This window comes from Pseudomonas sp. GM79, assembly GCF_000282495.1.
Taxonomy (GTDB): domain Bacteria; phylum Pseudomonadota; class Gammaproteobacteria; order Pseudomonadales; family Pseudomonadaceae; genus Aquipseudomonas.
Genome location: NZ_AKJE01000095.1, coordinates 1 through 25,485 on the forward strand (window position 1 = coordinate 1; position 25,485 = coordinate 25,485).

Below are 25,485 nucleotides of genomic sequence, written 5' to 3' on the forward strand. Positions count from 1 at the left end.
GGAGCCATTATTGGCGGCAGCCGGCAGCGGCGTGCGCGGCAACACCGGAGCGTAGTAAGGGTCATTGGGCTTGGGCGGCGGAGCAACGCAGCCCGCGAGCACGACGACCCCACTCAGTGCCAGAACAGATACAAAGCGATTCATGACCCTACCTCACGGTGTTGCAGGCGACCTCATGGCCGCCTCATAGACTTGATTACAGATTCTGCGTTACGAACGAGAGCATCTGGTCGGCGGTGGAGATCACCTTGGAGTTCATCTCGTAGGCGCGCTGAGTGGTGATCATGTTGACCATCTCTTCAACGGTGCTGACGTTCGAGGTTTCCAGAGTGTTCTGCAGCGTGGTGCCGAAACCGGCGAGGCCCGGGGTGCCGACTTGCGGCGCGCCACTGGCAGCGGTTTCCAGGAACAGGTTGTTACCCACCGCTTGCAGACCGGCCGGGTTGATGAAGTCGGCGGTTTGCAGGTTGCCGATCACCTGAGAGGCCGGGTTGCCGGCAACGGTGATGGACACGGTGCCGTCACGACCGACGGTGAAGGTCTGGGCGTCGTTCGGAATGACAATGGCCGGTTCAAGGGCGAAACCGCTGGCGTTGACGATCTGGCCGTTGGAATCCAGGTGGAACGTACCGTCACGGGTGTAGGACGTGGTGCCGTCCGGCTGCAGGATCTGGAAGAAACCGCGACCGTCGATGGCCATGTCCAACGGTTGCTCGGTGGTTTGCAGGCTGCCGGCGGTGAAGTTTTTCTGGGTGCCGACGATGCGCACACCGGTACCCACTTGCAGACCCGACGGCAATTCGCTGTCCTGGGTCGACTGGGCGCCTGGCTGGCGTTTGATCTGATACAGCAAGTCCTGGAACTCGGCGCGGTCACGTTTGAAACCCGTGGTCGATACGTTCGCCAGGTTGTTGGAAATGGTGGTGAGGTTGGTGTCCTGGGCGGACAGACCTGTTTTGGCAACCCATAGAGCCGGAAGCATTCGATTCTCCTCGTGCGCCTGTTTTACGGCGCGACGTTCTGATAATTAGCTGATCTGCAAGACCCGAGCCATGGCCTGGTCATCGTCTTTGGCGGTGTTCATCATCTTGATGTGCAGCTCGAACTGCTTGGCCAGCGCCAGCACCGAAGTCATTTCTTCCACGGCATTGACGTTGCTCGACTCAAGGAACCCGGACACCAGTTTGACGTTGGCATCGGCCTGCGCCGGCTTGCCGTCCTTGGTGTGGATCGAACCGTCCAGGCCTTTGGTCATGTTCTTGAAGTCCGGGTTGACCAGTTTGATACGGTCGACTTCGGCCATCACCCGTGGACCTTCGCCCATCGCACGGATGCTGATGGTGCCGTCTTCACCGACTTCGATTTGCTGCTCGGGCGGCACGGCAATCGGCCCGCCATTGCCTACCACCGGCATACCGTTACCGGCACGCAGCACGCCCAGGGCGTCAACGTTCAAGCTGCCGGTGCGCACGTAGCTTTCACCGCCATCGGGGTTCTGCACGGCGATCCAGCCGTTGCCCTGCACCGCGACATCGAGGTCGCGACCGGTTTCTACCAGCGAGCCAGGGGAGAAGTCGGTGGCCGGACGTTCGCTCATGGCAAACGCACGCGCCGGAAAGCTGTCACCAAACACCGGCATCGAACGGGCCTGTTCCAGGTCCTTCTGAAAACCGTTGGTAGAGATGTTCGCCAGGTTGTTGGCATGAGCCTTCTGCGCCAGTGCATTCTGGCTGGCGCCGGTCATTGCCACATAAAGGTACTTGTCCACACTCTTTCCTCTGCATGCCGGACGTTTGCCGCCCACCGCTGTACTGCTGAGCCATAAGCAATTTGCAGACCAACTTTTTTCTGGCGGCGCAGGGCCCGGCAAACAAAGGACTTGAGGGATTCAGAGGGGATTGGGGGAATGTGCCGAAGACGAAAAACCGGCGGTGTTATGCCGGTAGGTGGCAACGGTTGACCTTGAGGTTGACTGGACTACCGCCTTCGCGAGCAAGCCCGCTCCCACATTTAATTTGTGTTCGACTCGATCAAATGTGGGAGCGGGCTTGCTCGCGAAGGGTCCATCACAGGCAAAACAGCTATCAGCTAAGACTCAGTCTTGCCAACCTCATACTCCCGCAACTTGTTGGCAATGGTCGTATGCGAAACCCCCAGCCGCTTGCCCAATTGCCGACTGCTCGGATGCTCGGAATACAAACGCTCCAGCACCGCTTTCTCAAAGCGCCCGACAATCTCGTCCAAGCCACCCTCAAGCGAAAAATCGCCAAGCGGCTGACGCACGCCGTAGTCCGGCAGACGAATATGCTCGGCTTTGACGGTGCCGCCGTCGCACAGGGAAACGGCCTGGAACAGTACGTTCTCCAACTGTCGCACATTGCCCGGCCAGTGATAGTGACTGAGCCGTTCCATGGCCGCTGGCGCCAGTTTCGGCAAAGGGCAACCGATCTGCCGACTGGCCTGATCGAGGAAGTGCTCCACCAGCGGCGCCAGTCCGTCGAGGCATTCGCGTAGCGGCGGGATGTGCAGCGAGAGCACGTTCAAACGGTGGTACAAATCCTGGCGAAACTCACCGCGAGCGCACAGCTCGGACAAATCCACTTGCGTTGCGCAGATCACCCGCACATCCAGATAGACCTCTTCATCGCTGCCGACACGACGGAAGCAACCGTCCTGCAGAAAGCGCAGCAATTTCACCTGCAAGCGAGGGCTCATTTCGCCGACGCCGTCGAGGAACAACGTACCGCCCGCCGTCAGCTCCAACAGCCCAAGCTTGCCTTCGGCCCGCGCGCCTTCGAAGGCACCAGGACCGTAGCCGAACAATTCGGTCTCGGCCATGGACTCTGGCAGACCGGCACAGTTGAGCGCCATCAACGGTGACTGCCCACGCGGGCTCGCCAAGTGACAGGCCCGCGCCAACAACTCTTTGCCGGTGCCGGTTTCGCCTTCTATCAATAGCGGCGCATCCAGCGGGGCCATGCGCCGCGCTTCGCGCACCACCGCCGCCATCACTTTCGAGCTTTGGAAAATGCTGTCGAAGCCGCGCAATTCCTGCTTGCGCACGTTATAGATGCGCTCGCCCACCCGGTCCGCCCGGTGCAACGTCAACACCGCCCCGGCCATGGCCTCGCTTTCGTCATGCTCCGATTGCAGCGGCGCGATGTCGGCGAGAAACACGTCGCCCTTGACCTTGACCCGCAAGCCGTTGATCCGTGACTTGTTGGCGCGCACCAGTTCCGGCAAATCGAAATCCTCGGCGTACCGCGACAGCGGAATCCCCGGCACCTCGTCCACCCGCACCCCGAGCAACTGCGCCGCCGCACGGTTGGCCGCGACGATGGAGCCGCCCATATCGATCGACAGCACCGGAAACTCCAATGCACCAAGCAAGGCATTGAGTTCCATGTGCCGACGCTCGCTCGGCATCAGCCCTACGCGCTTGACTCCGAATACCCCGCCAATCGCCTCAAACTTCGGACGTAACGCCTGAAACTGAATGTTGATCAGGTTCGGGCAGTGCAGGTAGATCGCATTGCCGTGCTCACCGCCCACTTCGCCGCGAGCGACGTTGATCCCGTACTCGACCAGCAGGTTGAGAATGTCGCGCAGAATACCGATGCGGTTCTGGCAGTGAACTTTGATACGCATATAAAGGCCCACAAAACGGTGAGTGAGGTTGATGCCGAGCGCACAACCTGTGGGAGCGGGCTTGCTCGCGAAAGCGTCGGACCATCCAACATTGATGTATCAGACAGACTGCCTTCGCGAGCAAGCCCGCTCCCACAGGGGTACTTGGCAGACCGACGTATTTTTCTGCCGAGGCACTCAAATAGTCGTCAAGATTATGTGACACCTGTGAGCCATTTCAAACCCGCAAATATCAATACTTGCGCTACAGCGATCAATCCGTAACGAATACTTTACGAAAAGCGCAGATTTTTCCTGCATGCAACGACAATCACCTGCTGCAACACTGCACGCCTTGGAGTATTTCTAGGTCCATAGCTGTACACACAACAAGAACGAATCCCCTAGCAGGAGAGCAGCATGAAGCAGACGCAATACGTGGCTCGTGAGCCCGATGCGCAAGGTTTTATCGACTACCCCGCCGAAGAACACGCGGTGTGGAACACGCTGATCACTCGCCAACTGAAAGTGGTCGAGGGCCGTGCGTGCCAGGAATACCTGGACGGTATCGAAAAACTCGGTCTGCCCCACGACCGCATTCCGCAACTCGGTGAAATCAACAAGGTCCTCGGTGAAACCACCGGTTGGCAGGTTGCCCGAGTCCCCGCACTGATTCCCTTCCAGACCTTTTTCGAATTGCTGGCGAACAAGCAGTTCCCGGTGGCGACGTTTATTCGTACCCGCGAAGAGCTGGACTACCTGCAAGAACCGGACATTTTCCACGAGATCTTTGGCCACTGTCCGCTGCTGACCAACCCCTGGTTTGCCGAATTCACCCACACCTACGGCAAACTGGGCCTACAGGCCTCCAAGGAAGAACGGGTGTACCTGGCGCGCCTGTACTGGATGACCATCGAGTTCGGCCTGGTCGACACGCCGCAAGGCCTGCGCATCTATGGCGGCGGCATTCTGTCCTCGCCCAAAGAAACCGTTTACTGCTTGTCGAACGAGCCTGAGCATCAGGCCTTCGACCCGCTGGAATGCATGCGCACGCCGTACCGCATCGACATCTTGCAACCGCTGTACTTTGTCCTGCCGAACCTCAAGCGCCTGTTCGATCTGGCCCACGAAGACATCATGGGCATGGTCAAGCAAGGTATGCAGCTGGGGTTGCGCGCGCCGAAATTTCCGCCAAAAGCCGCGTGACCCGCGTCTTTTGGCATCAAGTGAGTCTGTTACGGATCGCCGCTTTGCTTTAGCGTGGTCCCACTGACGACCGTTTTTCAAAACACTCGATTTCAGGAACACATCATGTCCACATTAAACCAAGCCCACTGCGAAGCCTGCCGCGCCGACGCCCCTCAGGTCAGCGACGAAGAATTGCCGATCCTGATCAAGCAGATCCCTGACTGGAACATCGAAGTTCGCGACAGCGTGATGCAGCTGGAAAAAGTTTTCCTGTTCAAGAACTTCAAACACGCGTTGGCGTTCACCAACGCCGTCGGTGAAATTTCCGAGGCCGAAGGTCACCACCCAGGCCTGCTGACCGAGTGGGGCAAAGTCACCGTGACCTGGTGGAGCCACTCCATCAAAGGCCTGCACCGCAACGATTTCATCATGGCCGCGCGCACCGACGAAGTGGCGAAGAACGCCGAGGGCCACAAATAATGCATTTCGACGCCATCGGTCGAGTACCTGGCGACCCGATTCTCGGCCTGATGGAGGCCTATGCGCAGGACCCTAACCCGCGCAAATTCGACCTTGGCGTGGGTGTCTATAAAGACGCCCAGGGCCTGACACCAATCCCCGAAGCGGTGAAGCTCGCCGAGCAGCGCCTGGTGGATCGTCAGCCCACCAAGACCTACATCGGCGGTCACGGCGATGCAGCGTTCGGCAAGGTGATCAACGAGTTGGTGCTTGGCGCTGATTCGGCGCTGATCGCCGAACAACGGGCCGGCGCCACTCAAACGCCGGGCGGCACTGGCGCATTGCGTTTGAGCGCCGACTTCATCGCCCAATGCTTGCCGGGCCGTGGCGTGTGGTTGAGCAACCCGACCTGGCCGATCCACGAAACCATTTTCGCGGCGGCCGGGGTCAAGGTCAGTCATTACCCGTACGTGGGCAGCGACAACCGTCTCGATGTGGAAGCGATGCTGGCGGTGCTCAATCAAGCACCCAAGGGCGATGTGGTGCTGCTGCACGCCTGCTGCCACAACCCGACCGGTTTCGATTTGTCCCATGACGATTGGCGTCGGGTGCTGGACGTGGTGCGCAGTCGCGATTTGCTGCCACTGATCGACTTCGCTTACCAGGGTTTCGGCGATGGCCTGGAGCAAGACGCCTGGTCGACGCGGTTGTTCGCCGCCGAGTTGCCGGAAGTGCTGATCACCAGTTCCTGCTCGAAGAACTTCGGCCTGTACCGCGACCGCACCGGCGCACTGATTGTCTGCGCGAAAACCGCCGACAAGCTGGTGGATATCCGCAGCCAACTGGCCAACATCGCCCGTAACCTGTGGTCGACGCCGCCGGATCATGGCGCCGCCGTGGTCGCGACCATCCTCGGCGATCCAGAGCTGAAAAGCCGCTGGGCCGACGAAGTGGAAGCCATGCGTTTGCGCATTGCCCAGTTGCGCAGCGGTCTGGTCGAAGCGCTTGAACCTCATGGTTTGCGTGAGCGATTTGCACACATCGGTGTGCAACGCGGGATGTTTTCCTACACCGGTTTGTCGCCGGAGCAGGTCAAGCAACTGCGCGAGCATCACAGCGTGTACATGGTGAGCTCGGGCCGGGCGAACGTGGCGGGGATTGATGCGACGCGTCTGGATCTGCTGGCCGAAGCCATCGCTGACGTCTGCAAATAAATATCAGACGCTGCACATCCCCTGTGGGAACGGGCTTGCTCGCGAAAGCGGTGTGTCAGGCAACGATGATGTTGACTGACACTCCGTCTTCGCGAGCAAGCCCGCTCCCACATTTGAATGTGTGTCGCCCCCTCTTGCTGACCTGTCTAGACAATCCCATCCGTCGCAACAAATGGATATAAAAGTCTATTTGTCATTTCTCCTGCTGTATCCTGCGCAGGCTTTTTTAAAAGCGCGGATCTACCAGATCTATCAACAGACTTAGCGAGGAGCGCGACATGCACGAGATCCCTAATCTCCCCTTCCCAAGCCTGCACGAAACTGAGCAGACAACCACGCAACAAGCCGGCGCCCAACAGCCCGAGACGAAAGAAGCACCTGAACGCCGCCAGGCCGACAGCGAAGACTGATACACCCGCACGACCAGACCGTGTGGAAAGCGCTAATATGCGCTTTCCACACTGCCTGAACCGCGAGCCCGCACCATGAGCGATGATTTCACTGAAGCACAGGCCAGCGTCCTGATCGGCACCGCCGAAAAAATGATCGAGATCTGGAACCGCCTTTCCCCCGAGAAACAAGCCGCGTTGCTGGCCCGCTTCGGCAGCGAAGAAAACGCCCTGGCCGCTCTGGTCACGACGCAACTGGTTGCCCCCGCCAAAACCTGACTCACCCCGCCTGGCAAATAGTTTTACTTTTTCACGCCCCGCGACCGTTCACGCCGCTATCATAAGCAGCCTATCTATCCTGCTGCCCCGTGGACCTTTACCCATGTCAGAAACCCAGCGCCCCATGGCGGTCACGCTGCAAGTCGTTTCCATCGTCCTGTTCACGTTCATCGGTTACCTGAATATCGGCATTCCCCTGGCTGTATTGCCGGGCTACGTCCACAGCGACCTCGGTTTCGGCGCCGTGATCGCCGGGCTGGTGATCAGCGTGCAATACCTGGCCACCCTGCTCAGCCGCCCTTACGCCGGGCGAATCATCGACAACAAGGGCAGCAAACTGGCGGTGATGTACGGCCTCGCCGGCTGTGGTTTGAGCGGTGTGTTCATGTTGATTTCGGCCTGGACGCAAAGCCTGCCGACGTTAAGCCTGATCAGCCTGTTGATCGGCCGACTGGTGCTCGGCAGCGCGGAAAGCCTGGTCGGTTCCGGGTCGATCGGCTGGGGCATCGGCCGGGTCGGCGCAGCGAACACCGCCAAGGTCATCTCCTGGAACGGCATCGCCAGTTACGGCGCGCTGGCGGTCGGCGCACCGCTGGGGGTGTTACTGGTGAGTCAACTGGGTTTGTGGAGCATGGGCGTGAGCATCGTGCTGTTGGCCGTTCTGGGTCTGGCGCTGGCCTGGCCAAAAACCGCTGCACCGATCGTTGTCGGCGAACGCCTGCCGTTCATGCACGTGCTGGGGCGGGTGTTTCCTCACGGTTGCGGTCTGGCCTTGGGCTCCATCGGTTTTGGCACCATCGCCACATTCATTACCCTGTATTACGCCACTCAGCACTGGTCCAACGCGGTGCTGTGCCTGAGCCTGTTTGGCGCCAGTTTTATCGGTGCGCGATTGTTGTTCGGTAACCTGATCAATCGCCTCGGCGGCTTTCGCGTGGCGATTGCCTGCCTGTCAGTGGAAACCCTCGGGTTGTTGCTGCTGTGGCTGGCACCCGATGCCCATTGGGCACTGGCCGGGGCGGCGCTGAGCGGTTTCGGTTTTTCGCTGGTGTTCCCGGCCTTGGGCGTGGAAGCGGTCAACCTGGTGCCCGCCTCCAGCCGTGGCGCAGCAGTCGGGGCGTATTCGTTGTTCATCGATTTGTCGCTGGGGATCACCGGACCGCTGGCGGGTGCGATTGCTGCGGGGTTTGGTTTTGCCTCGATCTTCCTGTTTGCCGCCCTCGCCGCTTTGAGTGGATTGATGCTGAGCGTCTACTTGTACCGGCAGGCACCAAAGTATCGGGAAGAACGTGAAGCCCGCTAGAAATCCACCTTGCCACGCCCGGCCTTGATGCTGCCGCGCTTGGTCTTGGATTCGAGCCGACGCTTCTTCGAACCGAGAGTCGGTTTGGTCGGACGGCGCTTCTTCTCGACCTTGGTGGCGCTGAGGATCAACTCGGTCAGGCGCTCCAGCGCATCGGCGCGGTTCTGTTCCTGCGTGCGATATTGCTGAGCCTTGATGATCAACACGCCGTCGCTGGTGATGCGACTGTCGCGCAACGCCAGCAGCCGTTCCTTGTAGAACTCGGGCAAGGACGAGGCCGGAATGTCGAAGCGCAGGTGCACGGCGCTGGAAACCTTATTGACGTTCTGCCCACCGGCGCCTTGGGCGCGAATGGCCGTCAACTCGATCTCGGCATCCGGCAGATGCACGTTGTTGGAAATCACCAGCATGGAAAAAGGTCCGGTATCAGGGCGTTCAGGATACCGCGAATGATGGATTGACTGGGCCGGCCCTTTCGCGGACATGTATGGAATGTTCGCCACACAGAGGACCAAATGTGGGAGCGGGCTTGCTCGCGAAAGCGGTGTGTCAGGAAATATTGATGTCGACTGATACTCCGCTTTCGCGAGCAAGCCCGCTCCCACAAGGGGGCCGTGCAAGTCCAAAGTTTTTGCATCGCGCACAAAAAACCCGGCACATGGCCGGGTTTGTTGTTTCTGCGTTTTGCGCTTACTTGGCAGCGGAACCTGCGGCCTGCAACGCTTGCTGGGCGCTGCGCTTGTTCTTGATGCCGTAGCAGACCCACATGAACGCGACCCATACTGGAATCGCATACACCGAGATCTGGATGCCCGGGATCAGCAGCATCACGCCAAGGATGAACACCACGAACGCCAGGCAAACATAGTTGCCGTACGGGTACCACAGGGCCTTGAACAACGGCGTCTGTCTGGTCTTGTTCATGTGCTGACGGAACTTGAAGTGCGAGAAGCTGATCATCGCCCAGTTGATTACCAGGGTGGCCACCACCAACGACATCAACAGTTCCAGCGCATGTTGCGGAACCAGATAGTTCAGCAGCACCGCGACCAGGGTCACGGCGGCCGACGCCAGGATCGAACGCACCGGCACGCCACGCTTGTCGATCTTCGACAGGGCCTTCGGCGCATCGCCCTGCTCGGCCATCCCCAGCAGCATACGGCTGTTGCAGTAGGTGCCGCTGTTGTACACCGACAGCGCCGCGGTCAGGACCACGAAGTTGAGGATGTGCGCGGCGGTGTCACTGCCAAGCATCGAGAACACTTGAACGAACGGGCTGCCGCTGTAGGCATCGCCGGACGCGTTCAGCGTCGTCAGCAGACTGTCCCAAGGCGTCAGCGACAGCAGGACCACCAATGCACCGATGTAGAAAATCAGGATCCGGTAGATCACCTGGTTGATCGCTTTCGGGATCACGGTTTTCGGTTTGTCGGCTTCGGCGGCGGTGAAACCGAGCATTTCCAGGCCGCCGAAGGAGAACATGATGATCGCCATGGCCATCACCAGTCCGCTGACGCCGTTCGGGAAGAAGCCGCCGTGTTCCCACAGGTTGGTCACGGAGGCTTGTGGGCCGCCGTCGCCGCTGACCAGCAGGTAGCTGCCGAGCGCAATCATGCCGACGATGGCCACGACCTTGATGATCGCAAACCAGAACTCGGCCTCACCAAAAACTTTGACGTTGGCCAGGTTGATCAGGTTGATCAACACGAAGAAACCGGCTGCCGAGACCCAGGTCGGGATGTCCGGCGCCCAGTAGTGGATGTATTTGCCGACCGCGGTCAGCTCCGACATGCCTACCAGGATGTACAGGATCCAGCAGTTCCAGCCCGACAGGAAGCCGGCAAAACCGCCCCAGTATTTGTGGGCGAAGTGGCTGAAGGAACCGGCGACTGGCTCTTCGACGATCATTTCGCCGAGTTGGCGCATGATCATGAAAGCGATGAAGCCGCAGATGGCGTAGCCGAGGATCATCGACGGGCCAGCGGATTTGAGCACGCCGGCCGAGCCAAGGAACAACCCGGTACCGATCGCGCCACCGAGGGCGATCAGTTGAATATGGCGATTTTTCAGGCCGCGTTTCAGCTCGCCTGAATGCGAGTTTTGTCCACTCATGAAAAGGGTCTCACGCAAGGTTTGATGATGTTCAGTAGACGTTGCTGCTCGGTTGCGATTTCAAGCAGCGCCGATCAAACCCCAGCGCAGGCACCAGGAGTTCAGCGTTTTTACGACAGTCATGCGTCACCTGTTTGTTTTTATCTGTGACGAAATCGAACCCGACACGCTCGTGACGCGGCGGAGTGAACAAGGCGGATAGCCTTGAGGTTTGCGCTGTTGCGCAGGGGGTCACAGTTAAAACGCGGCGCATTGTACACCTGTAACCCCCTGCTGCCAGACACCGCTGGATCAGCGCGTCGGTTGCCGGGATTGCCTGTGTCCGCCTCGAGGGTCTCGGGCGACTGCAAAAATTGAGTCAGACCTTTGCAGGTCATCGATAAGGGCAGCGGAAAAATCGCCCTTGGGGGAGAGATGGAGATGAGTCACGGCGTACATTGCGCCTCCTTCTTGTTATGCACCTGCACGACAGGCATGGGGCGCATCTCACCCTTCAAACGCTGCTGAAACAAGCGCGCCAGAGCCCTTGAAGGCTACAAACTCGCCGGCTGACGGAAGGTTTTCCTTACAGACCTTTCCCTCGCGGCATTCCACGGGGTTTGAGAGCGCTTTTCGTAAGGTTTTATTGACAAGGCGTAACGTAAATTTTCCAAATCAGATCCATAAGCCCATTGACTGTAAATTGACGATAGGAAGCTTCCTAAGTAAATACCCGACTTAGTTTTCTGTTTTTTATTAAGAAAATTGGCTTTCGAAAAATGGAATAAATAGTTCAAATGAAAATTGTTTAATTATTTTTTTGCATTCCAAAACCCTGTGAACTAGGTTTTCAGCGACTTGCCGAACTGCATCGTCCGGCACGTTGACGCGCTCTTCAACGAGTGAAAAGCACGCCGCTGTTCTTAACCAAAGAAGTCATCTAGGAGATTCACCATGCAAGCACTGGACAAAGACTTGGACACTGAACTGCAACTGGACGATTGGTTTGAAGCACCGACCCACGAAGCCGCCGTCGAAATGATGCAAGCCGACGCGGTTGTTCCGTTCGGCACGGCGATGTGGCCTCTGTAAGACATCCCGGCAGGCACGATCCGGCCGGTCGTGCCTGCCACTTTCTCGGTTTGTCAGGGAGGACTACATGGATAAGCAACGCGCCATCTCGCATTTCCTTTACTACCTCGAACATCACCCTGCCGTTGCCGGTATCAATCCGGCGAAGGTCTTGCTCGGCCATACCGCTGATTACGAGGCGCACACCTGCGCCATCGTCGAACAGGTTGGTAACAGCCCACGGTTCAGCTTCAGCGCGATGCGTCTGGACCTCGAACCCACCGAATTGCTGGCCCAGGCGGTTACCGACAGCGATCTGTACATTTTTTTCTACGACTCTTCCACCCTGCCCAACCCGCGTCCCGACGGCCCGGAATTTGTCCGTGCGCTGCAGGGCGTGATGGCGCAGAACTGGAAGAAGTCATTGCTGTTCAAGGATTACGGCGATTACTTCTACGACACCTTCAGTGTCACCCCGCAGCGAATTGCCGGGCTGAACAGCCACTTGATCCAGCGCATGTCCCACGCCACCACGCTGAGTTTCAAAGATGATCATGGGTCGTGGTTCGAAACACCCTTGAGCAGTATCAAGAAGTGGACCGACATCAACGGTATCGGCAACTTCGACCTGGCGCCCGGCGAGATCGCTACTCATAGCGAGGCCATTAATGGCCGGGTGAAGTTTATGGGGACTTTCCTCAGTACGATCCCATTTGCCCGCAAGTACGGCGTATTGGCGTCACCGCTGGAGTTGTGGATCGAAAACTCCACCATCAGCAAAATCGCCACCGACGTGCCGGGACTGGAACACGACTTCAATAAATACCTGGATGCCAATCCGTCCAATCGGCGAATCGAGGAACTGGGGATCGGCACCAACGAAGGCGTGAAAGATTTGTATGCACGCAATGCCGGGTTCGAGGAGCGCCATTGCGGCTTGCACCTGGGGTTGGGCGGAGGTGCCAAGGGTAGCCATCATTTGGACCTGATCTTCTCCAGTGGCGTGTTGGCGCTGGATGATGACCCGGTGTTTGATCGGCGGTTTGTGTTTTAACCCAAGATTTTTCGGTGATGCAGCTGACGTCTTCGCGAGCAAGCCCGCTCCCACAGTGGACCGAGTTCTCACGGAAAAACGCAATCAAATGTGGGAGCGGGCTTGCTCGCGAAGAGGCCCTCACAAACACCACAAAACTAAAGACAGCCCAAAAAAAACGCCATCCCGAGGGATGGCGTTCTTCATGGAGCGCTCACCGATTACTCAGGCTTGCGACGACCGAAGCCCGGACGCTGGCCGGAACCGGCTGGTGCGCCGCGGCGTTTGCCCGATGGCGCGTCACGGTCGACCAGGACGATGCCTGGGCGTTTCTTCGGCGCCGGCTTGGCCGGGCGCTTGGTGTCGGCCGGGCGGTCTGCCACGGGCGTACCACGACCGGCAGGCGCACCGCGATCGCTGCGACCACCGGACGGCGCGCCACGGCCTTCGCCACGCTCAGTGCGACCGTTGGCCGGACGTGGCGTGCGTGGGCCGCGTTCGCCATCCTGACGTGGTGCTGGCTTGCGGGCCGGGCGTTCGCCTTCGATCTGTGGCTCGCGGGATTCACGCGGGCTGGCGGCGGTCGAACCCGCGGCTGGACGCAGGGTACGCACGCGTTCGGTCTTGCCCACCGGACGGGACGATTTGCGCTGCATACGCTCAAGCTTGTCTTTGCTCTTGGCGTTCATTTGCGGCATCGCCACCGGGGTCAGGCCGACTTCAGCACTGAGAATGTCGACTTCGTACTGGCTCATTTCGCGCCAGCGGCCCATCGGCAGATCGGAGTTGAGGAACACCGGACCGAAACGCACGCGCTTCAGGCGGCTGACCACCAGGCCCTGGGATTCCCACAGACGACGGACTTCGCGGTTCCGACCTTCCATCACCACGCAGTGGTACCAGTGGTTGAAACCTTCGCCACCCGGAGCCTGTTTGATGTCGGTGAACTTGGCCGGGCCGTCTTCGAGCACCACGCCTGCCTTCAGGCGTTCAATCATCTCGTCGTCGACTTCGCCACGTACACGTACCGCGTATTCACGGTCCATTTCGTAGGATGGGTGCATCAGGCGGTTGGCCAATTCACCGTCGGTGGTGAACATCAGCAAACCGGTGGTGTTGATGTCCAGACGACCGATGTTGATCCAGCGACCTTCTTTGGGGCGCGGCATCTTGTCGAACACGGTCGGACGACCTTCAGGGTCGTTACGGGTGCAGATTTCACCGTCGGGTTTGTTGTACATGATCACGCGACGTACCGACTCGGCGGCTTCTTCGCGCTTGATCACCCGGCCATCGATGGTGATGGCGTCATGCAGGTCGACGCGCTGGCCGAGGGTGGCGTCTTTGCCATTGACCTTGATGCGGCCGTGGCTGATCCAGGCTTCTACGTCACGGCGTGAGCCGACGCCGATACGGGCGAGGACTTTCTGCAGCTTTTCGCCTGCGGGGCCGATTTCCTGGTCGTCTTTCTGGTCGTTGATACTCATCTGGGCACCTCCCGGTGTGGTCTGTTCAGGCTTTTGCCTGAAGATGTGAAAGCTGGTCGTTTGACGAAGAGATCGCCAAAGGGTCGCGAATCATACGCTCATGGAGACGTTCGCGCATCAGAGACTAGCTGATGAATGAAGAGTTACCCGGATTTCCGCCGACTGGTGGCCGCCGAGTTTGAATTCGATACAGATCCAATGTGGGAGCGGGCTTGCTCGCGAAGGCGTTGTGTCAGGCAACATCGATGCTGAATGTGCCGCCCCCTTCGCGAGCAAGCCTGCTCCCACATTGGATTCGTGTCAGTCTTCGAACTGGCGGCGCTCGGCCTCGATCGCTTCTGCCAAAGCCTTGGCTTCGGCTTCTTCGTCGGTCAATTCGGGCTCGGGTTTCGGCTGTTCAAGCGCGGCGACGGCGGCCAGGAGCTTTTCGCGAGCTTCGGCAACACCAAGAATGTCGTCTTCCTGCTCTGGTTCGACTTCGGCGTCAGCCTCGACCTGAGGTTCAACTTCGGCTTCAGGCTCGGGTTGAACCGACTCCCCTTCCGTCTCGGTCACCGTCCCATCGCGCAGCAAATCGTCGAAATCGGTCTTGAGCCCCTCTTCCATGGTGTCCAGTTCCAGCAACAGAGTGTGGAAACTGGTTTCTTCCTTGGGTTCTTCCGGCTCGGCGCTGGCATCAGCCAATTCCTGCAGGCTGGCAGGCACGGGCGCGTCGTCAAAATCGAGCACCGGATCGGGTTCAAGTTCGCGCAGTTCGGCGAGTGGCGGCAGGTCGTCGAGATTCTTCAGGTTGAAGTGATCGAGAAACGCCTTGGTGGTGGCGAACATTGCCGGTTTACCGGGCACGTCGCGGTAACCGACGATGCGGATCCACTCACGCTCCAGCAGGGTTTTCACGATGTGGCTGTTGACGGCCACGCCGCGCACGTCTTCGATCTCGCCCCGGGTGATCGGCTGGCGATAGGCGATCAGGGCCATGGTTTCGAGCATGGCGCGGGAATAGCGTTGCGGCCGCTCTTCCCACAAACGTCCGACCCACGGCGCGAACTTTTCGCGGATCTGCAGGCGATACCCGGAGGCGACTTCCTTCAACTCGAAAGCACGGCCGTCGCAGGATTTGGCCAGAATCGTCAGCGCTTTTTTGAACACAGGGGGCTCGGGCCGCTCGCCTTCTTCGAAGAGTTCGAACAGGCGTTCAAGCGATTGCGGTTTTCCCGAGGCCAACAGAAAGGCTTCAAGCAGTGGCGCCAGCTCGCGGGGTTCAGTCAGGTTCATGATTCAACTCGTTATTCGGCTCGGGCCCGGACATGGATCGCCGCGAACGGCTCATTCTGCACCAGCTCGACCAAGGATTCCTTGACCAGCTCGAGGATCGCCATAAAGGTCACCACCACCCCCAAGCGCCCTTCTTCAGCGGTGAACAGCTCGACAAAGGGCACAAAACCGCCGCCCTTGAGCCGTTCCAGTACATCGCTCATGCGCTCGCGGGTGGACAGCGCTTCACGGCTGACCTGGTGACTTTCGAACATGTCGCCACGGCGCAAGACCTCGGCCATGGACATCAGCAACTCTCCCAGACTCACATCCGGCAACAGTTTGCGCGCCCGGGCTTCAGGAGCGTCGAGCTTGGGCACCACCACGTCGCGGCCGACGCGGCTCAGGCCATCGATGCCTTCGGCGGCAGCCTTGAAACGCTCGTACTCCTGCAAGCGGCGAATCAGCTCAGCGCGAGGATCGTCCTCTTCGTCTTCGATCGTTTCGGCCCGCGGCAGCAGCATCCGCGATTTGATCTCGGCCAGCATCGCAGCCATCACCAGGTACTCGGCGGCCAGCTCCAGGCGCACCGACTGCATCAACTCGACATAGCCCATGTACTGCCGGGTGATTTCTGCCACCGGGATGTCGAGGATGTTGATGTTCTGTTTGCGGATCAGGTACAGCAGCAGGTCGAGCGGACCTTCGAAGGCCTCAAGAAAGACCTCGAGCGCATCCGGCGGGATGTACAGGTCCAGCGGCATTTCCATGACCGCCTGGCCATAGACCATGGCGAAAGGCAGTTCTTGCTGGGCGCCGGCCTGGCTGTCGACGGGTTCTACTGCAGACATCTAGGCCTCGGCCATGAAAGGCGCAGGGTCGCCGCAACCGACGCGGATGATTTCCGGTTCGCCGTCGGCGAGGCTGATCACGGTGGACGCCTTGATCCCGCCAAAACCGCCGTCGATGATCAGGTCGACCTGATGCTCAAGCAACTGGCGCATTTCGTAAGGATCGCTCAACGGGTCGGTGTCGCCGGGCATGATCAGGGTCACGCTCATCAGCGGCTCGCCGAGTTCTTCCAGCAATGCCAGGGCAATCGGATGGCTTGGCACACGCAGGCCGATGGTGCGTTTTTTCGGGTGCAGCAACAGCCGCGGGACTTCGCGGGTGGCGTTGAGAATGAAGGTGTAAGGGCCAGGCAAGTGAGCCTTGAGCACACGGAAGGTACCGGTATCGATCTTGGCAAACAGCCCCAACTGCGACAGGTCGCTGCAAATCAGCGCGAAGTTGTGCTTCTCATCCAGCTGACGCAGCCGGCGCACGCGTTCCACGGCGTTCTTGTCGCCGATCTGGCAACCAATGGCGTAGGAAGAGTCTGTGGGATAAATCACCACCCCGCCGTTGCGGATGATCTCGACTGCCTGTTTGATCAGGCGCGGTTGCGGGTTTTCCGGATGAATCTGGAAAAATTGACTCACATTCTCTACCTGTTCAGACGACGGCAATAATTGGGTCATGTTTGAATCGACACCACAGTGGTGGCAGATCCTCCGGGAGCGGGCGGTATTCACCGATCTCGGACCAGCCTCCAGGGCCATGAAAATCACTGCCGGCGCTGACCAGCAGACCAAACTCGCGGGCTAGAATCGCCAAACTGCCCACCTGCTCGGCGGGTTGATGGCCATTGACCACTTCTATCGCGTGGCCCCCTGCTTGAATATAGTCGGCAATCAGGCGACGACGCTTGCTGCGAGTGAAATCGTAGTGCCAGGGATGCGCCAGGCTGACCCAGGCACCCGCGGCGCGCAGGGTTGCGACGGTGTCTTCCAGGGTCGGCCAGTGTTGTTTGACGTCGCCCAGTTTGCCGGCGCCCAGCCATTTGCGGAACGCTTCGGCGCGATCCTTGACGAAACCTTCACGCACCATCCAGTCGGCGAAGTGCGGACGGGCCGGGGCGTTACCGCTGTCGCCCAGCTCCTGTTGAATGGCCCGGGCGCCCTCGAGCGCCCCCGGCATGCCTTTCAACGCCAACTTGCGGCTTATTTCTTCGGACCGTAGCCAGCGGCCATCGTGCAATGTTGCGATGGCCTCGACCAACGGCTGCGCATTGACGTCGAAACCGTAGCCCAAAACGTGAATGGTCGCCCCGCCCCAGGTGCAGGACAATTCAACGCCGTTGACCAGTTGCATCCCCAGCGCCGTCGCGGCGCTACGGGCCTCGTCGAGGCCTTCAAGGGTGTCATGATCGGTCAAGGCCAGGACTCGCACGCCTTTCTCGAACGCACGCGCAACCAGTACCGCAGGCGCGAGGGCGCCATCGGAAGCCGTGCTATGGCAGTGCAAATCAACATTCACAGGACTGTGTAACCTCAAATCAGCTGACGCTATCGCGCGTCAATATGTTTGTTATTATGCCGCCACATCCTGCTTCTGGCTGCCACTGTGAAACAATTCATCGACTTCATCCCGCTTCTGCTGTTTTTCATCGTCTTCAAAATCGATCCACAGGTCGTCGATATCGGCGGTTATCAACTGTCTGTCGGTGGTATCTACAGCGCCACCGCAGTGCTGATCATCAGCTCCCTGGTGGTTTACGGCACGCTGTTCATCAAGCAGCGCAAGCTGGAGAAGAGCCAGTGGCTGACCCTCATCGCCTGCCTGGTCTTCGGCAGCCTGACCCTGGCATTCCACAGCGAGACCTTCCTGAAATGGAAAGCCCCGGTGGTCAACTGGCTGTTCGCCCTCGGGTTCATCGGCAGCCACTTCATCGGTGATCAACTGTTGATCAAACGCATCATGGGCCACGCGCTGACCCTGCCGGAACCGGTCTGGACCCGTCTGAACATCGCCTGGATCGGTTTTTTCCTGTTTTGCGGCGCCGCCAACCTGTTTGTCGCGTTCACGTTCCAGAGCTACTGGGTCGACTTCAAAGTCTTCGGCAGCCTGGGCATGACGTTGCTGTTCCTGGTCGCCCAGGGCATTTACCTGTCCCGCCACCTGCACGACGCCGATACCACCACGCCAAAAACCGAGGACTGACATGCTTTACGCAATCATTGCCACAGACGTCGCCAACTCCCTGCAAGCCCGCCTGGCCGCACGGCCTGCGCACCTTGAGCGCCTGCAAGTGCTTAAAGGTGAAGGTCGCATCGTACTGGCCGGCCCGCACCCGGCCGTCGACAGCAATGATCCGGGCGCGGCGGGTTTCACCGGCAGCCTGATCGTTGCCGAATTCGATTCGCTGAGCGCCGCACAGGCTTGGGCCGATGCCGACCCGTACATTGCCGCAGGCGTCTACGCCAACGTTTTGGTCAAGCCGTTCAAGCAAGTCCTGCCGTAAAGTCCTTCAGCGCGATGAACCTTGTCGGTTCATCGCGCGTTCAATCGCTCATTATTCTCGTTTATCGGCCGACAACCTGCCCAATACTCGTATTGGAATCAGGAGTTGCGATGCGCAAAGGTCCGTTGTGTCTGATGTTGGTGACGTTGTCGATCATGGCGCCCGCCCACGGTGAAGAAAGCGTCGATGTTGGCAATTCCACGCCGCTGTCCTTGAGTGCCGGCAGCCAGATCACCGAGTTGCAGCAGCGCTTGAAGGCAAGCGAGCAGCAACGAGAAGCACTGAGCAAACAACTGCAAAATACCGATGGCGAACGCGAAAGCGCTCAGTTGAGCCGGTTGCGCCAGGAGAATCAGCGCCTCAAGCTGCAACTCAAGGAGGCTCAGGCCAGCAGCCCGCTGCCACGCCTGCTGACAGATCAGCAGCAATGGTTCGTGATTGGGGGCGCAGTAGCGCTATTGGCCTTGCTCTGCGGTATCTTCGCCAGTGGTGCAACCAGAAAACGTCGGCAATGGCTAAATTGAGTGAGTCATGAGCGAGCTGTTATTAATTGATGATGACCAGGAGCTGTGTGAGCTCCTGAGTAGTTGGCTGAGCCAGGAAGGCTTTCAGGTCCGCGCCTGCCACGATGGCCAGAGCGCGCGCCGGGCGTTGGCCGAAACTTCCCCGGCGGCCGTGGTGCTGGACGTGATGCTGCCGGACGGCAGTGGCCTGGAACTGCTCAAGCAACTGCGCAGTGACCATCCGGATTTGCCGGTGCTGATGCTTTCGGCCCGTGGCGAACCGCTGGACCGCATTCTCGGCCTGGAACTCGGTGCCGATGATTACCTGGCCAAACCGTGCGACCCACGAGAGCTGACAGCGCGCCTGCGCGCAGTGTTGCGCCGCAGTCATCCGACGGCAGTTTCCAGCCAGCTCGAATTGGGTGACTTGTGCTTCAGCCCGGTGCGTGGCGTGGTCAGCATCGATGAACAGGAATTCACCCTCACCGTCTCCGAAAGCCGTCTGCTCGAAGCCCTGCTCAAGCAACCCGGCGAACCGCTGGATAAACAGGAGCTGGCGCAAATCGCCCTCGGTCGCAAACTGACCCTGTACGACCGCAGCCTGGACATGCACGTGAGCAACCTGCGCAAAAAAATCGGCCCCCACCCCGACGGTCGTCCACGCATCGTTGCCCTGCGCAGTCGCGGTTACTACTACAGCCTCTGAGCACGACCTGCGATCCCCTGTAGGAGCTGCCGAAGGCTGCGATCTTTTGATTTTGCTTTTAACGGCCAAGATCAAGATCAAAAGATCGCAGCCTTCGGCAGCTCCTACGTCGCACCGTGGTACATCGTGGAATTGTCAGGAAGGTAGAAAATCGTCTTTACCCAAGCTTTACGCTCCGCTGACCGCCGCTGACCTTGATCTGCGTAATCTGCACACATCCGGAACGTACCGGGAACGAGACAAGGAGATACACCATGCGCAAGACTCTTATCGCTCTGATGTTTGCTGCCGCCCTGCCGACCGTTGCCATGGCCATGCCTGAAGGCGCAGGCCCCATGGGTGACCACATGGACGGCTCACGCCACGGCGGTCAGATGCACGGCATGCACGGTAAAGGCCCTTACAGCCAACTGGACCTGAGCCGCGAACAGCGCGAGCAAATCCGCAAGATCATGGGCGAGCAGATGCATGAGCGTCAGCAATTGGTCGACAAGTACCTGGAAAAACTCTCGCCAGCCGATCAGAAAGCCCTGAAAGACGAGATGGCGGCCAAGCACAAGAAAGCCGAAGCCGACGTTCGCGCACTGCTGAAACCGGATCAACAGAAGCAATTCGACGAGATCCAGAAGAAAAAGGCTGAGCGTCGCGCCGAATGGGCCGAGTTCAAGGCCTGGAAAGCGCAGCAAGCGCAAAAAGCGCAATAATGCGCTACCCCCGGACCCGACGGCTAACACCGTTGGGTCTGTTGCCACTCAGTCTAATGTGGGAGCGGGCTTGCTCGCGAAGGCGGTGTGTCAGGTAAAGCATTTGCTGACTGACACACCGCCTTCGCGAGCAAGCCCGCTCCCACAAGGATTTGCGCTTGTTTGAGGATTTTCTGTGCGCTCATTGTTCTGGCGTATTCTGGCCAGCTTCTGGCTGGCCATCGCTCTGGTTGCAGGGCTTTCCATTCTGCTCGGGCACATGCTCAACCAGGACGCGTGGATTCTCAGTCGCCACCCTGGCCTCAACACCTTGGCCGAACAGTGGACGCAAACCTACGAAAGCCAGGGAGAAGAAGCCGCCCAGGACATTCTGGAACAGCGCAAGCGTCAGTATCACATCAACGTTCAAGTGCTCAACGAGGCAGGTGACCCGGTGGTACGCGGTACCTTTCCACGGCGGGCGGCGGCCTTCGAAGCACGACAGAACAACGATGATCGACGCCTGCCATGGCGGCGTCTGACCGATGAATACACCAGCGCCAAGACAGGCGACACCTATCTGCTGATCTATCGCGTTCCGCACCCGGAACTGGACGCCTGGCACCGCGAAAGCCTGCTCTGGCCGTTAAGTGCACTGGGCATCGCACTGGTGGTGTTGACTCTGTTCAGCTTGCTGGTGACCTTTTCCATCACGCGACCACTGAGCCGTTTACGAAGCGCCGTGCATGACCTGGGGCAGACAACGTATCAACAAAACAGCCTGGCGAAACTGGCCAACCGCCGCGATGAATTCGGTGTGCTGGCCAACGACTTCAATCGCATGGGCGCACGCCTGCAAAGCCTGATCGGCAGCCAGCGGCAATTACTGCGGGACGTGTCTCACGAATTACGCTCACCCTTGGCCCGATTGCGCATTGCCTTGGCACTGGCCGAGCGGGCCAACCCTGAGGAGCGGGAAAAACTCTGGCCACGCCTGACCCGTGAATGCGATCGACTGGAAGCGTTGATCAGCGAAATCCTGGTACTGGCGCGCGTCGATGCCGACAACGCCAGTGCCGAAGAAGTCGATCTAAACGCGCTGCTCACTACCCTGCAAAAAGACGCTCAGTTGGGTTCGCCCGAGCAGAACGTGCACCTTGAAGTCGAGCCGCAACTGAACCTCAAAGGCTGGCCGACCATGATCGAGCGCGCCGTGGACAACCTGCTACGCAATGCCCAGCGCTTTAACCCGGTCGGGCAACCGATCGAAATGCAGGCGTTGCGTCAGGGCGACAGGATTGTGGTCAGCGTGCGCGATCACGGCCCTGGCGTAGAAACCGAGCATTTGAATCAGCTGGCTGAACCGTTCTATCGGGCACCGGGGCAAACAGCGGCCGGGCATGGCCTCGGGCTGGCCATTGCGCGTCGTGCGGCGGAGCGCCATGGCGGCAGTCTGGTGCTGGCCAATCACCCTGGGGGCGGGTTTGTTGCCAGCCTTGAATTGCCGTTGGTGCCGGGGGCTGTGGTCCAACCCTGAACCCTGTGGGAGCGGGCTTACATCGGAAGACGGAGTGTCAGTCGACATCATCGTTGCCTGACACACCGCTTTCGCGAGCAAGCCCGCTCCCACATTGAATCTGCGCCTTCAGGCCTTACCGGGCCAAGCGCTGACAAACTCGGCCAGATCGACCTTCTCCGCCACCCGCGGTTCTTTCTGCGGCGTGCCCAGGTAAAGAAACGCAATCACCTCTTCCCCTTCCGCCAATCCCAAACCTTTGGCCACATGCGCCGAATAAGCCAGCTCACCAGTGCGCCACACCGCGCCAATGCCTTGCGCATAGGCCGCCAGCAAAATCCCGTGAGCGGCACAACCGGCCGCCAACAGTTGCTCGGACTTGGGATACTTGGCGTGCTCCTGCAAACGCGCAATCACCACAACCACCAGCGGCGCACGCAGCGGGCCGTTGCGCGCCTTGTCCAGCAAGGCCTCGGACACATCACTGTCTTGCAGCTTCGCCGCTTCGGCCAGCAACTCACCCATTTGCTCGCGTGCCGCGCCTTCGACTGTCAGGAAACGCCAAGGCTGCAAATGGCCATGGTCTGGCGCGCGCATCGCGGCGGCAAACAGCACTTCGCGCTGCTCGGCAGTGGGTGCCGGATCGAGCAGTCGTGGGACGGAAACACGGTTGAGCAAAGCGTCGAGAGCCTGCATCGGCCACCTCCTGTAGAAAATGTTTGGCTATTCTAGCGTCAACTGTCGCGACGGCGTCGGTTTACATGCCCTGCCCCGCAGGTAGAATGGCGCCCTTCTTACTATCAGCCCGAGCGGACTTCATGGCGTTGCCGACCTTACGGATCATTGGTTTCATCATCGGCATCTTCCTGATCACGCTGGCCATCGCCATGGTTATACCCATGGCCACCCTGGTGATCTTCGAACGCACCAGCGACCTGCCGTCGTTCCTTTGGGCCAGCATGATTACCTTTGTCGCGGGCCTGGCCCTGGTGATACCCGGGCGCCCCGAGCACATCCATCTGCGTCCGCGAGACATGTACCTGCTGACCGTCAGTAGCTGGCTGGTGGTGTGCATCTTCGCCGCCCTGCCGTTCCTGCTGACCCAGAACATCAGCTACACCGACTCGTTCTTCGAAAGCATGTCCGGCATCACCGCCACCGGAGCGACGGTACTCACGGGCCTGGACAACATGTCTCCCGGTATCCTGATGTGGCGTTCATTACTGCACTGGATTGGTGGCATCGGTTTTATCGGCATGGCGGTAGCGATTCTGCCCTTGTTGCGCATCGGTGGCATGCGGCTGTTTCAGACCGAGTCGTCGGACCGTTCCGAAAAAGTCATGCCCCGTTCGCACATGGTGGCGCGTTTGATCGTTGCGGCCTACGTCGGCATCACCATTTTCGGCAGCCTGGCGTTCTGGTGGGCCGGGATGAACCTGTTCGACGCCATCAACCATGCGATGTCAGCGATTTCCACCGGTGGTTTCTCGACCTCCGACCAGTCTTTGGCCAAGTGGCCGGAGCCTGCTGTGCATTGGGTCGCGATCGTCATCATGATTCTCGGTGCCCTGCCGTTCACCCTGTATGTCGCCACGTTACGCGGTAACCGTCGGGCACTGATCAAGGATGAACAGGTTCAAGGGCTGCTCGGTATGTTGCTGGTGACCTGGCTGGTGCTCGGCACCTGGTACTGGTGGACTACCCAGCTGCATTGGCTGGAAGCCTTGCGGCATGTGGCGCTGAACGTGACGTCGGTAGTGACCACCACCGGTTTTGCACTGGGGGATTACAGCCTCTGGGGCAACTTCTCACTGATGCTGTTCTTTTATCTGGGGTTTGTTGGTGGCTGCTCGGGTTCGACCGCTGGCGGGATCAAGATTTTCCGCTTCCAGGTTGCCTACATCCTGCTCAAGGCCAACCTTAACCAGTTGATACACCCGCGCGCGGTGATCAAGCAGAAATACAACGGCCACCGTCTCGACGAAGAGATCGTGCGCTCGATCCTGACCTTTTCGTTCTTCTTCGCCATCACCATTTGCGTTATCGCACTGCTGCTGTCGCTACTGGGCGTGGACTGGATGACAGCGCTGACCGGCGCGGCCGCCACGGTGTCTGGCGTAGGCCCGGGGCTTGGCGAAACGATCGGCCCGGCGGGTAACTTCGCCAGCCTGCCGGATGCCGCGAAGTGGATTCTCTCGTTCGGCATGCTGCTGGGCCGGCTGGAGATCATTACGGTGTTTGTCCTGTGTATCCCGGCATTCTGGCGTCACTGATCCGCATGGGCGCTTCCATCAGCCGCGTCCGGTATTCGCCGGGCGTGGAATCGAACCAGCGTCGGAAGGCGCGGAAGAAGTTGCTCGGATCGGCAAACCCCAGCAGGTAGGCAATTTCCAGCAGGGTCATGTTCGGTTGCGCCAGGTATTGCTCGGCCAGTTCACGCCGGGTGTCATCCAGCAAGGTCTGAAAACTCGTGCCCTCTTCCTGCAAGCGACGCTGCAAGGTGCGTTGCGACAAGTGCAGCGTCTGGGCCACCGTATCGCGCTTGGGTTCGCCTTGGGGCAGCAGACGGCATAACACCTGCCGCGCCTTGTGGGTCACGCGGCTCTCGGAAAACCGCGCCAGATACTCGCCGGCAAACCGGTCGTGCAGCCGCGCCATGGCCTCGTTGGCGGTGGGCAGCGGTGCCTCCATGTCGGCGCGCTCGAAGATCAAGGCGTCATAAGGCGCGTTGAACATCAACGGGGCGTGGAAAGCTTGTTTATAGGGTTCAAGATCAACGGGGTTATCACCTTGCAGCAAGACTTTGCGCGGCTGGAGTGTACGGCCGGTCAACCAGCCGCAGAGTGCCAGGGCACAGGCCAGTGATGCTTCGGCACTCTGACGGGTGGGCGGCAGATGATCGCCATGGACCGTCAGAATCAGCGCATAACCCTCATCCAGCAATCGGAAACTCAAGTCGGCACTTTCGGCGATGATGCGCTGATAACGCACCAGACGTTGAAAGCCTTCAGCCAGGGTCTGGCTGGACATCAACGCATAACCGGCGACATGGAAGGACGCCGGTCGCACCACCTTGCCCATGTTCAGGCCGATCGCCGGGTTGCCGGACAGCTCGACCGCGCGCTGCCAGAGCCGCGTCATGGAATCTTGCGGGAAGCGCGCATCCGGGTCATCCAGTGCCGCATAGTCGAGCCCTAGCTGCTTGAACAGAACCCGGCAATCCAGGCCGTCCATTTCCAGTGCTTTGACAATCCCCATCGCCCAGCTTGCAGAAGTCGTTCGTTCGCTCATGGCGTTTACTACGTGATGGCCGCATGCCACGACCCAATACCCAAGGAT

General features: G+C 59.5%; 27 protein-coding genes and 1 pseudogene. 15 read left to right on the forward strand and 13 right to left on the reverse strand.

What is annotated here, in order from left to right:
* From flgH to PMI36_RS05380, 4 genes and pseudogenes are all read right to left on the reverse strand, one after another.
* Window positions 1-144 (reverse strand): annotated as a pseudogene (gene flgH / locus PMI36_RS05395) (flagellar basal body L-ring protein FlgH); the annotation flags it as partial.
* A gap of 52 nt (window positions 145-196) precedes the next feature.
* A complete protein-coding gene (gene flgG / locus PMI36_RS05390) occupies window positions 197-982 on the reverse strand; it encodes a flagellar basal-body rod protein FlgG (protein ID WP_008011001.1) in 786 nt (261 codons plus the stop codon).
* Between the two features lie 45 nt (window positions 983-1,027).
* The gene (locus PMI36_RS05385) at window positions 1,028-1,768 is read right to left on the reverse strand and encodes a flagellar basal body rod protein FlgF (RefSeq protein WP_008074885.1); all 741 of its coding nucleotides are present in this window, start codon (window positions 1,766-1,768) and stop codon (window positions 1,028-1,030) included.
* A 320-nt stretch (window positions 1,769-2,088) separates the two neighbouring features.
* The gene (locus tag PMI36_RS05380) at window positions 2,089-3,648 is read right to left on the reverse strand and encodes a sigma-54-dependent phenylalanine hydroxylase transcriptional regulator PhhR (RefSeq protein WP_008074886.1); all 1,560 of its coding nucleotides are present in this window, start codon (window positions 3,646-3,648) and stop codon (window positions 2,089-2,091) included.
* 399 nt (window positions 3,649-4,047) lie between these two features.
* On the opposite strand from PMI36_RS05380, the gene phhA reads away from it, so the two are divergent.
* The 6 genes from phhA (at window position 4,048) to PMI36_RS05355 (ending at window position 8,459) form a co-directional block, all read left to right on the forward strand.
* On the forward strand, window positions 4,048-4,833 hold the full coding sequence (phhA, locus tag PMI36_RS05375) for a phenylalanine 4-monooxygenase (protein WP_008074887.1): 786 nt from the start codon (window positions 4,048-4,050) through the stop codon (window positions 4,831-4,833).
* A gap of 105 nt (window positions 4,834-4,938) precedes the next feature.
* Entirely contained in the window at window positions 4,939-5,295 is a 357-nt protein-coding gene (locus PMI36_RS05370; protein WP_008074888.1) for a 4a-hydroxytetrahydrobiopterin dehydratase, read from the forward strand.
* Window positions 5,295-6,488 (forward strand): amino acid aminotransferase, encoded by a 1,194-nt coding sequence (locus PMI36_RS05365; RefSeq protein WP_008074889.1) that lies wholly within the window; start codon window positions 5,295-5,297, stop codon window positions 6,486-6,488. The genes PMI36_RS05370 and PMI36_RS05365 overlap by 1 nt, the downstream gene beginning before the upstream one ends.
* Window positions 6,489-6,766: 278 nt before the next feature.
* Window positions 6,767-6,898 carry a hypothetical protein gene (locus tag PMI36_RS32265; RefSeq protein WP_007902501.1) on the forward strand — a complete coding sequence of 44 codons (132 nt, stop codon included), beginning with the start codon at window positions 6,767-6,769 and terminating at the stop codon, window positions 6,896-6,898.
* A gap of 75 nt (window positions 6,899-6,973) precedes the next feature.
* Window positions 6,974-7,156: a hypothetical protein gene (locus tag PMI36_RS05360; protein ID WP_008074891.1), complete on the forward strand. Its 183-nt coding sequence runs from the start codon at window positions 6,974-6,976 to the stop codon at window positions 7,154-7,156.
* 103 nt (window positions 7,157-7,259) lie between these two features.
* Window positions 7,260-8,459 carry an MFS transporter gene (locus PMI36_RS05355; RefSeq protein ID WP_008074892.1) on the forward strand — a complete coding sequence of 400 codons (1,200 nt, stop codon included), beginning with the start codon at window positions 7,260-7,262 and terminating at the stop codon, window positions 8,457-8,459.
* On the opposite strand, the gene arfB is transcribed toward PMI36_RS05355, so the two are convergent.
* Both arfB and PMI36_RS05345 read right to left on the reverse strand, forming a co-directional pair.
* Window positions 8,456-8,869, reverse strand: a complete 414-nt coding sequence (gene arfB / locus PMI36_RS05350; RefSeq protein WP_008074893.1) for an alternative ribosome rescue aminoacyl-tRNA hydrolase ArfB — start codon at window positions 8,867-8,869, stop codon at window positions 8,456-8,458. The genes PMI36_RS05355 and arfB overlap by 4 nt on opposite strands.
* Before the next feature lie 280 nt (window positions 8,870-9,149).
* Window positions 9,150-10,571, reverse strand: coding sequence for an amino acid permease (locus PMI36_RS05345; protein ID WP_008074894.1), 1,422 nt, complete (start codon window positions 10,569-10,571; stop codon window positions 9,150-9,152).
* A gap of 933 nt (window positions 10,572-11,504) precedes the next feature.
* Here PMI36_RS05345 and PMI36_RS31770 point away from each other — a divergent pair.
* Together PMI36_RS31770 and PMI36_RS05335 are read left to right on the forward strand one after the other, a co-directional pair.
* Window positions 11,505-11,642, forward strand: a complete 138-nt coding sequence (locus PMI36_RS31770) for a hypothetical protein (protein ID WP_007938535.1) — start codon at window positions 11,505-11,507, stop codon at window positions 11,640-11,642.
* 67 nt (window positions 11,643-11,709) lie between these two features.
* Complete coding sequence (locus tag PMI36_RS05335; protein WP_008074895.1) at window positions 11,710-12,675, forward strand: hypothetical protein; 966 nt, start codon at window positions 11,710-11,712, stop codon at window positions 12,673-12,675.
* Window positions 12,676-12,875: 200 nt separating this feature from the next.
* Here the strand turns inward: PMI36_RS05335 and rluB are convergent, their stop codons facing one another.
* The 5 genes from rluB to PMI36_RS05310 form a co-directional block, all read right to left on the reverse strand.
* Window positions 12,876-14,141, reverse strand: coding sequence for a 23S rRNA pseudouridine(2605) synthase RluB (gene rluB, locus PMI36_RS05330; protein ID WP_008074896.1), 1,266 nt, complete (start codon window positions 14,139-14,141; stop codon window positions 12,876-12,878).
* 300 nt (window positions 14,142-14,441) lie between these two features.
* Window positions 14,442-15,416, reverse strand: a complete 975-nt coding sequence (gene scpB, locus PMI36_RS05325) for an SMC-Scp complex subunit ScpB (protein ID WP_008074897.1) — start codon at window positions 15,414-15,416, stop codon at window positions 14,442-14,444.
* Between the two features lie 11 nt (window positions 15,417-15,427).
* Window positions 15,428-16,186: a segregation and condensation protein A gene (locus PMI36_RS05320; protein WP_177319506.1), complete on the reverse strand. Its 759-nt coding sequence runs from the start codon at window positions 16,184-16,186 to the stop codon at window positions 15,428-15,430.
* Between the two features lie 60 nt (window positions 16,187-16,246).
* A complete protein-coding gene (locus PMI36_RS05315; RefSeq protein WP_032830619.1) occupies window positions 16,247-16,876 on the reverse strand; it encodes an L-threonylcarbamoyladenylate synthase in 630 nt (209 codons plus the stop codon).
* A gap of 13 nt (window positions 16,877-16,889) precedes the next feature.
* On the reverse strand, window positions 16,890-17,753 hold the full coding sequence (locus tag PMI36_RS05310; RefSeq protein ID WP_008074900.1) for a PHP domain-containing protein: 864 nt from the start codon (window positions 17,751-17,753) through the stop codon (window positions 16,890-16,892).
* Between the two features lie 87 nt (window positions 17,754-17,840).
* On the opposite strand from PMI36_RS05310, the gene PMI36_RS05305 reads away from it, so the two are divergent.
* The 6 genes from PMI36_RS05305 (at window position 17,841) to PMI36_RS05280 (ending at window position 22,167) form a co-directional block, all read left to right on the forward strand.
* Entirely contained in the window at window positions 17,841-18,437 is a 597-nt protein-coding gene (locus PMI36_RS05305) for a septation protein A (protein WP_007895026.1), read from the forward strand.
* A gap of 1 nt (window position 18,438) precedes the next feature.
* Window positions 18,439-18,738: a YciI family protein gene (locus PMI36_RS05300; RefSeq protein WP_008074905.1), complete on the forward strand. Its 300-nt coding sequence runs from the start codon at window positions 18,439-18,441 to the stop codon at window positions 18,736-18,738.
* A 110-nt stretch (window positions 18,739-18,848) separates the two neighbouring features.
* Entirely contained in the window at window positions 18,849-19,262 is a 414-nt protein-coding gene (locus tag PMI36_RS05295; RefSeq protein WP_008074906.1) for a hypothetical protein, read from the forward strand.
* 7 nt (window positions 19,263-19,269) lie between these two features.
* Window positions 19,270-19,947 (forward strand): response regulator transcription factor, encoded by a 678-nt coding sequence (locus PMI36_RS05290; protein ID WP_008010984.1) that lies wholly within the window; start codon window positions 19,270-19,272, stop codon window positions 19,945-19,947.
* 254 nt (window positions 19,948-20,201) lie between these two features.
* A complete protein-coding gene (locus PMI36_RS05285) occupies window positions 20,202-20,651 on the forward strand; it encodes a Spy/CpxP family protein refolding chaperone (RefSeq protein ID WP_008010983.1) in 450 nt (149 codons plus the stop codon).
* Between the two features lie 175 nt (window positions 20,652-20,826).
* Window positions 20,827-22,167, forward strand: coding sequence for a sensor histidine kinase (locus PMI36_RS05280; RefSeq protein WP_008074907.1), 1,341 nt, complete (start codon window positions 20,827-20,829; stop codon window positions 22,165-22,167).
* 108 nt (window positions 22,168-22,275) lie between these two features.
* On the opposite strand, the gene PMI36_RS05275 is transcribed toward PMI36_RS05280, so the two are convergent.
* Window positions 22,276-22,842: an NAD(P)H nitroreductase gene (locus PMI36_RS05275; protein WP_008074908.1), complete on the reverse strand. Its 567-nt coding sequence runs from the start codon at window positions 22,840-22,842 to the stop codon at window positions 22,276-22,278.
* A gap of 122 nt (window positions 22,843-22,964) precedes the next feature.
* Between PMI36_RS05275 and PMI36_RS05270 the strand changes: the two genes are divergently transcribed.
* Window positions 22,965-24,419, forward strand: a complete 1,455-nt coding sequence (locus PMI36_RS05270) for a TrkH family potassium uptake protein (RefSeq protein WP_008074909.1) — start codon at window positions 22,965-22,967, stop codon at window positions 24,417-24,419.
* Here PMI36_RS05270 and PMI36_RS05265 read toward each other — a convergent pair.
* Window positions 24,376-25,437 (reverse strand): AraC family transcriptional regulator, encoded by a 1,062-nt coding sequence (locus PMI36_RS05265; protein ID WP_198537211.1) that lies wholly within the window; start codon window positions 25,435-25,437, stop codon window positions 24,376-24,378. The two genes, PMI36_RS05270 and PMI36_RS05265, sit on opposite strands and share 44 nt — an antisense overlap.
* Window positions 25,438-25,485 lie beyond the last annotated feature (48 nt).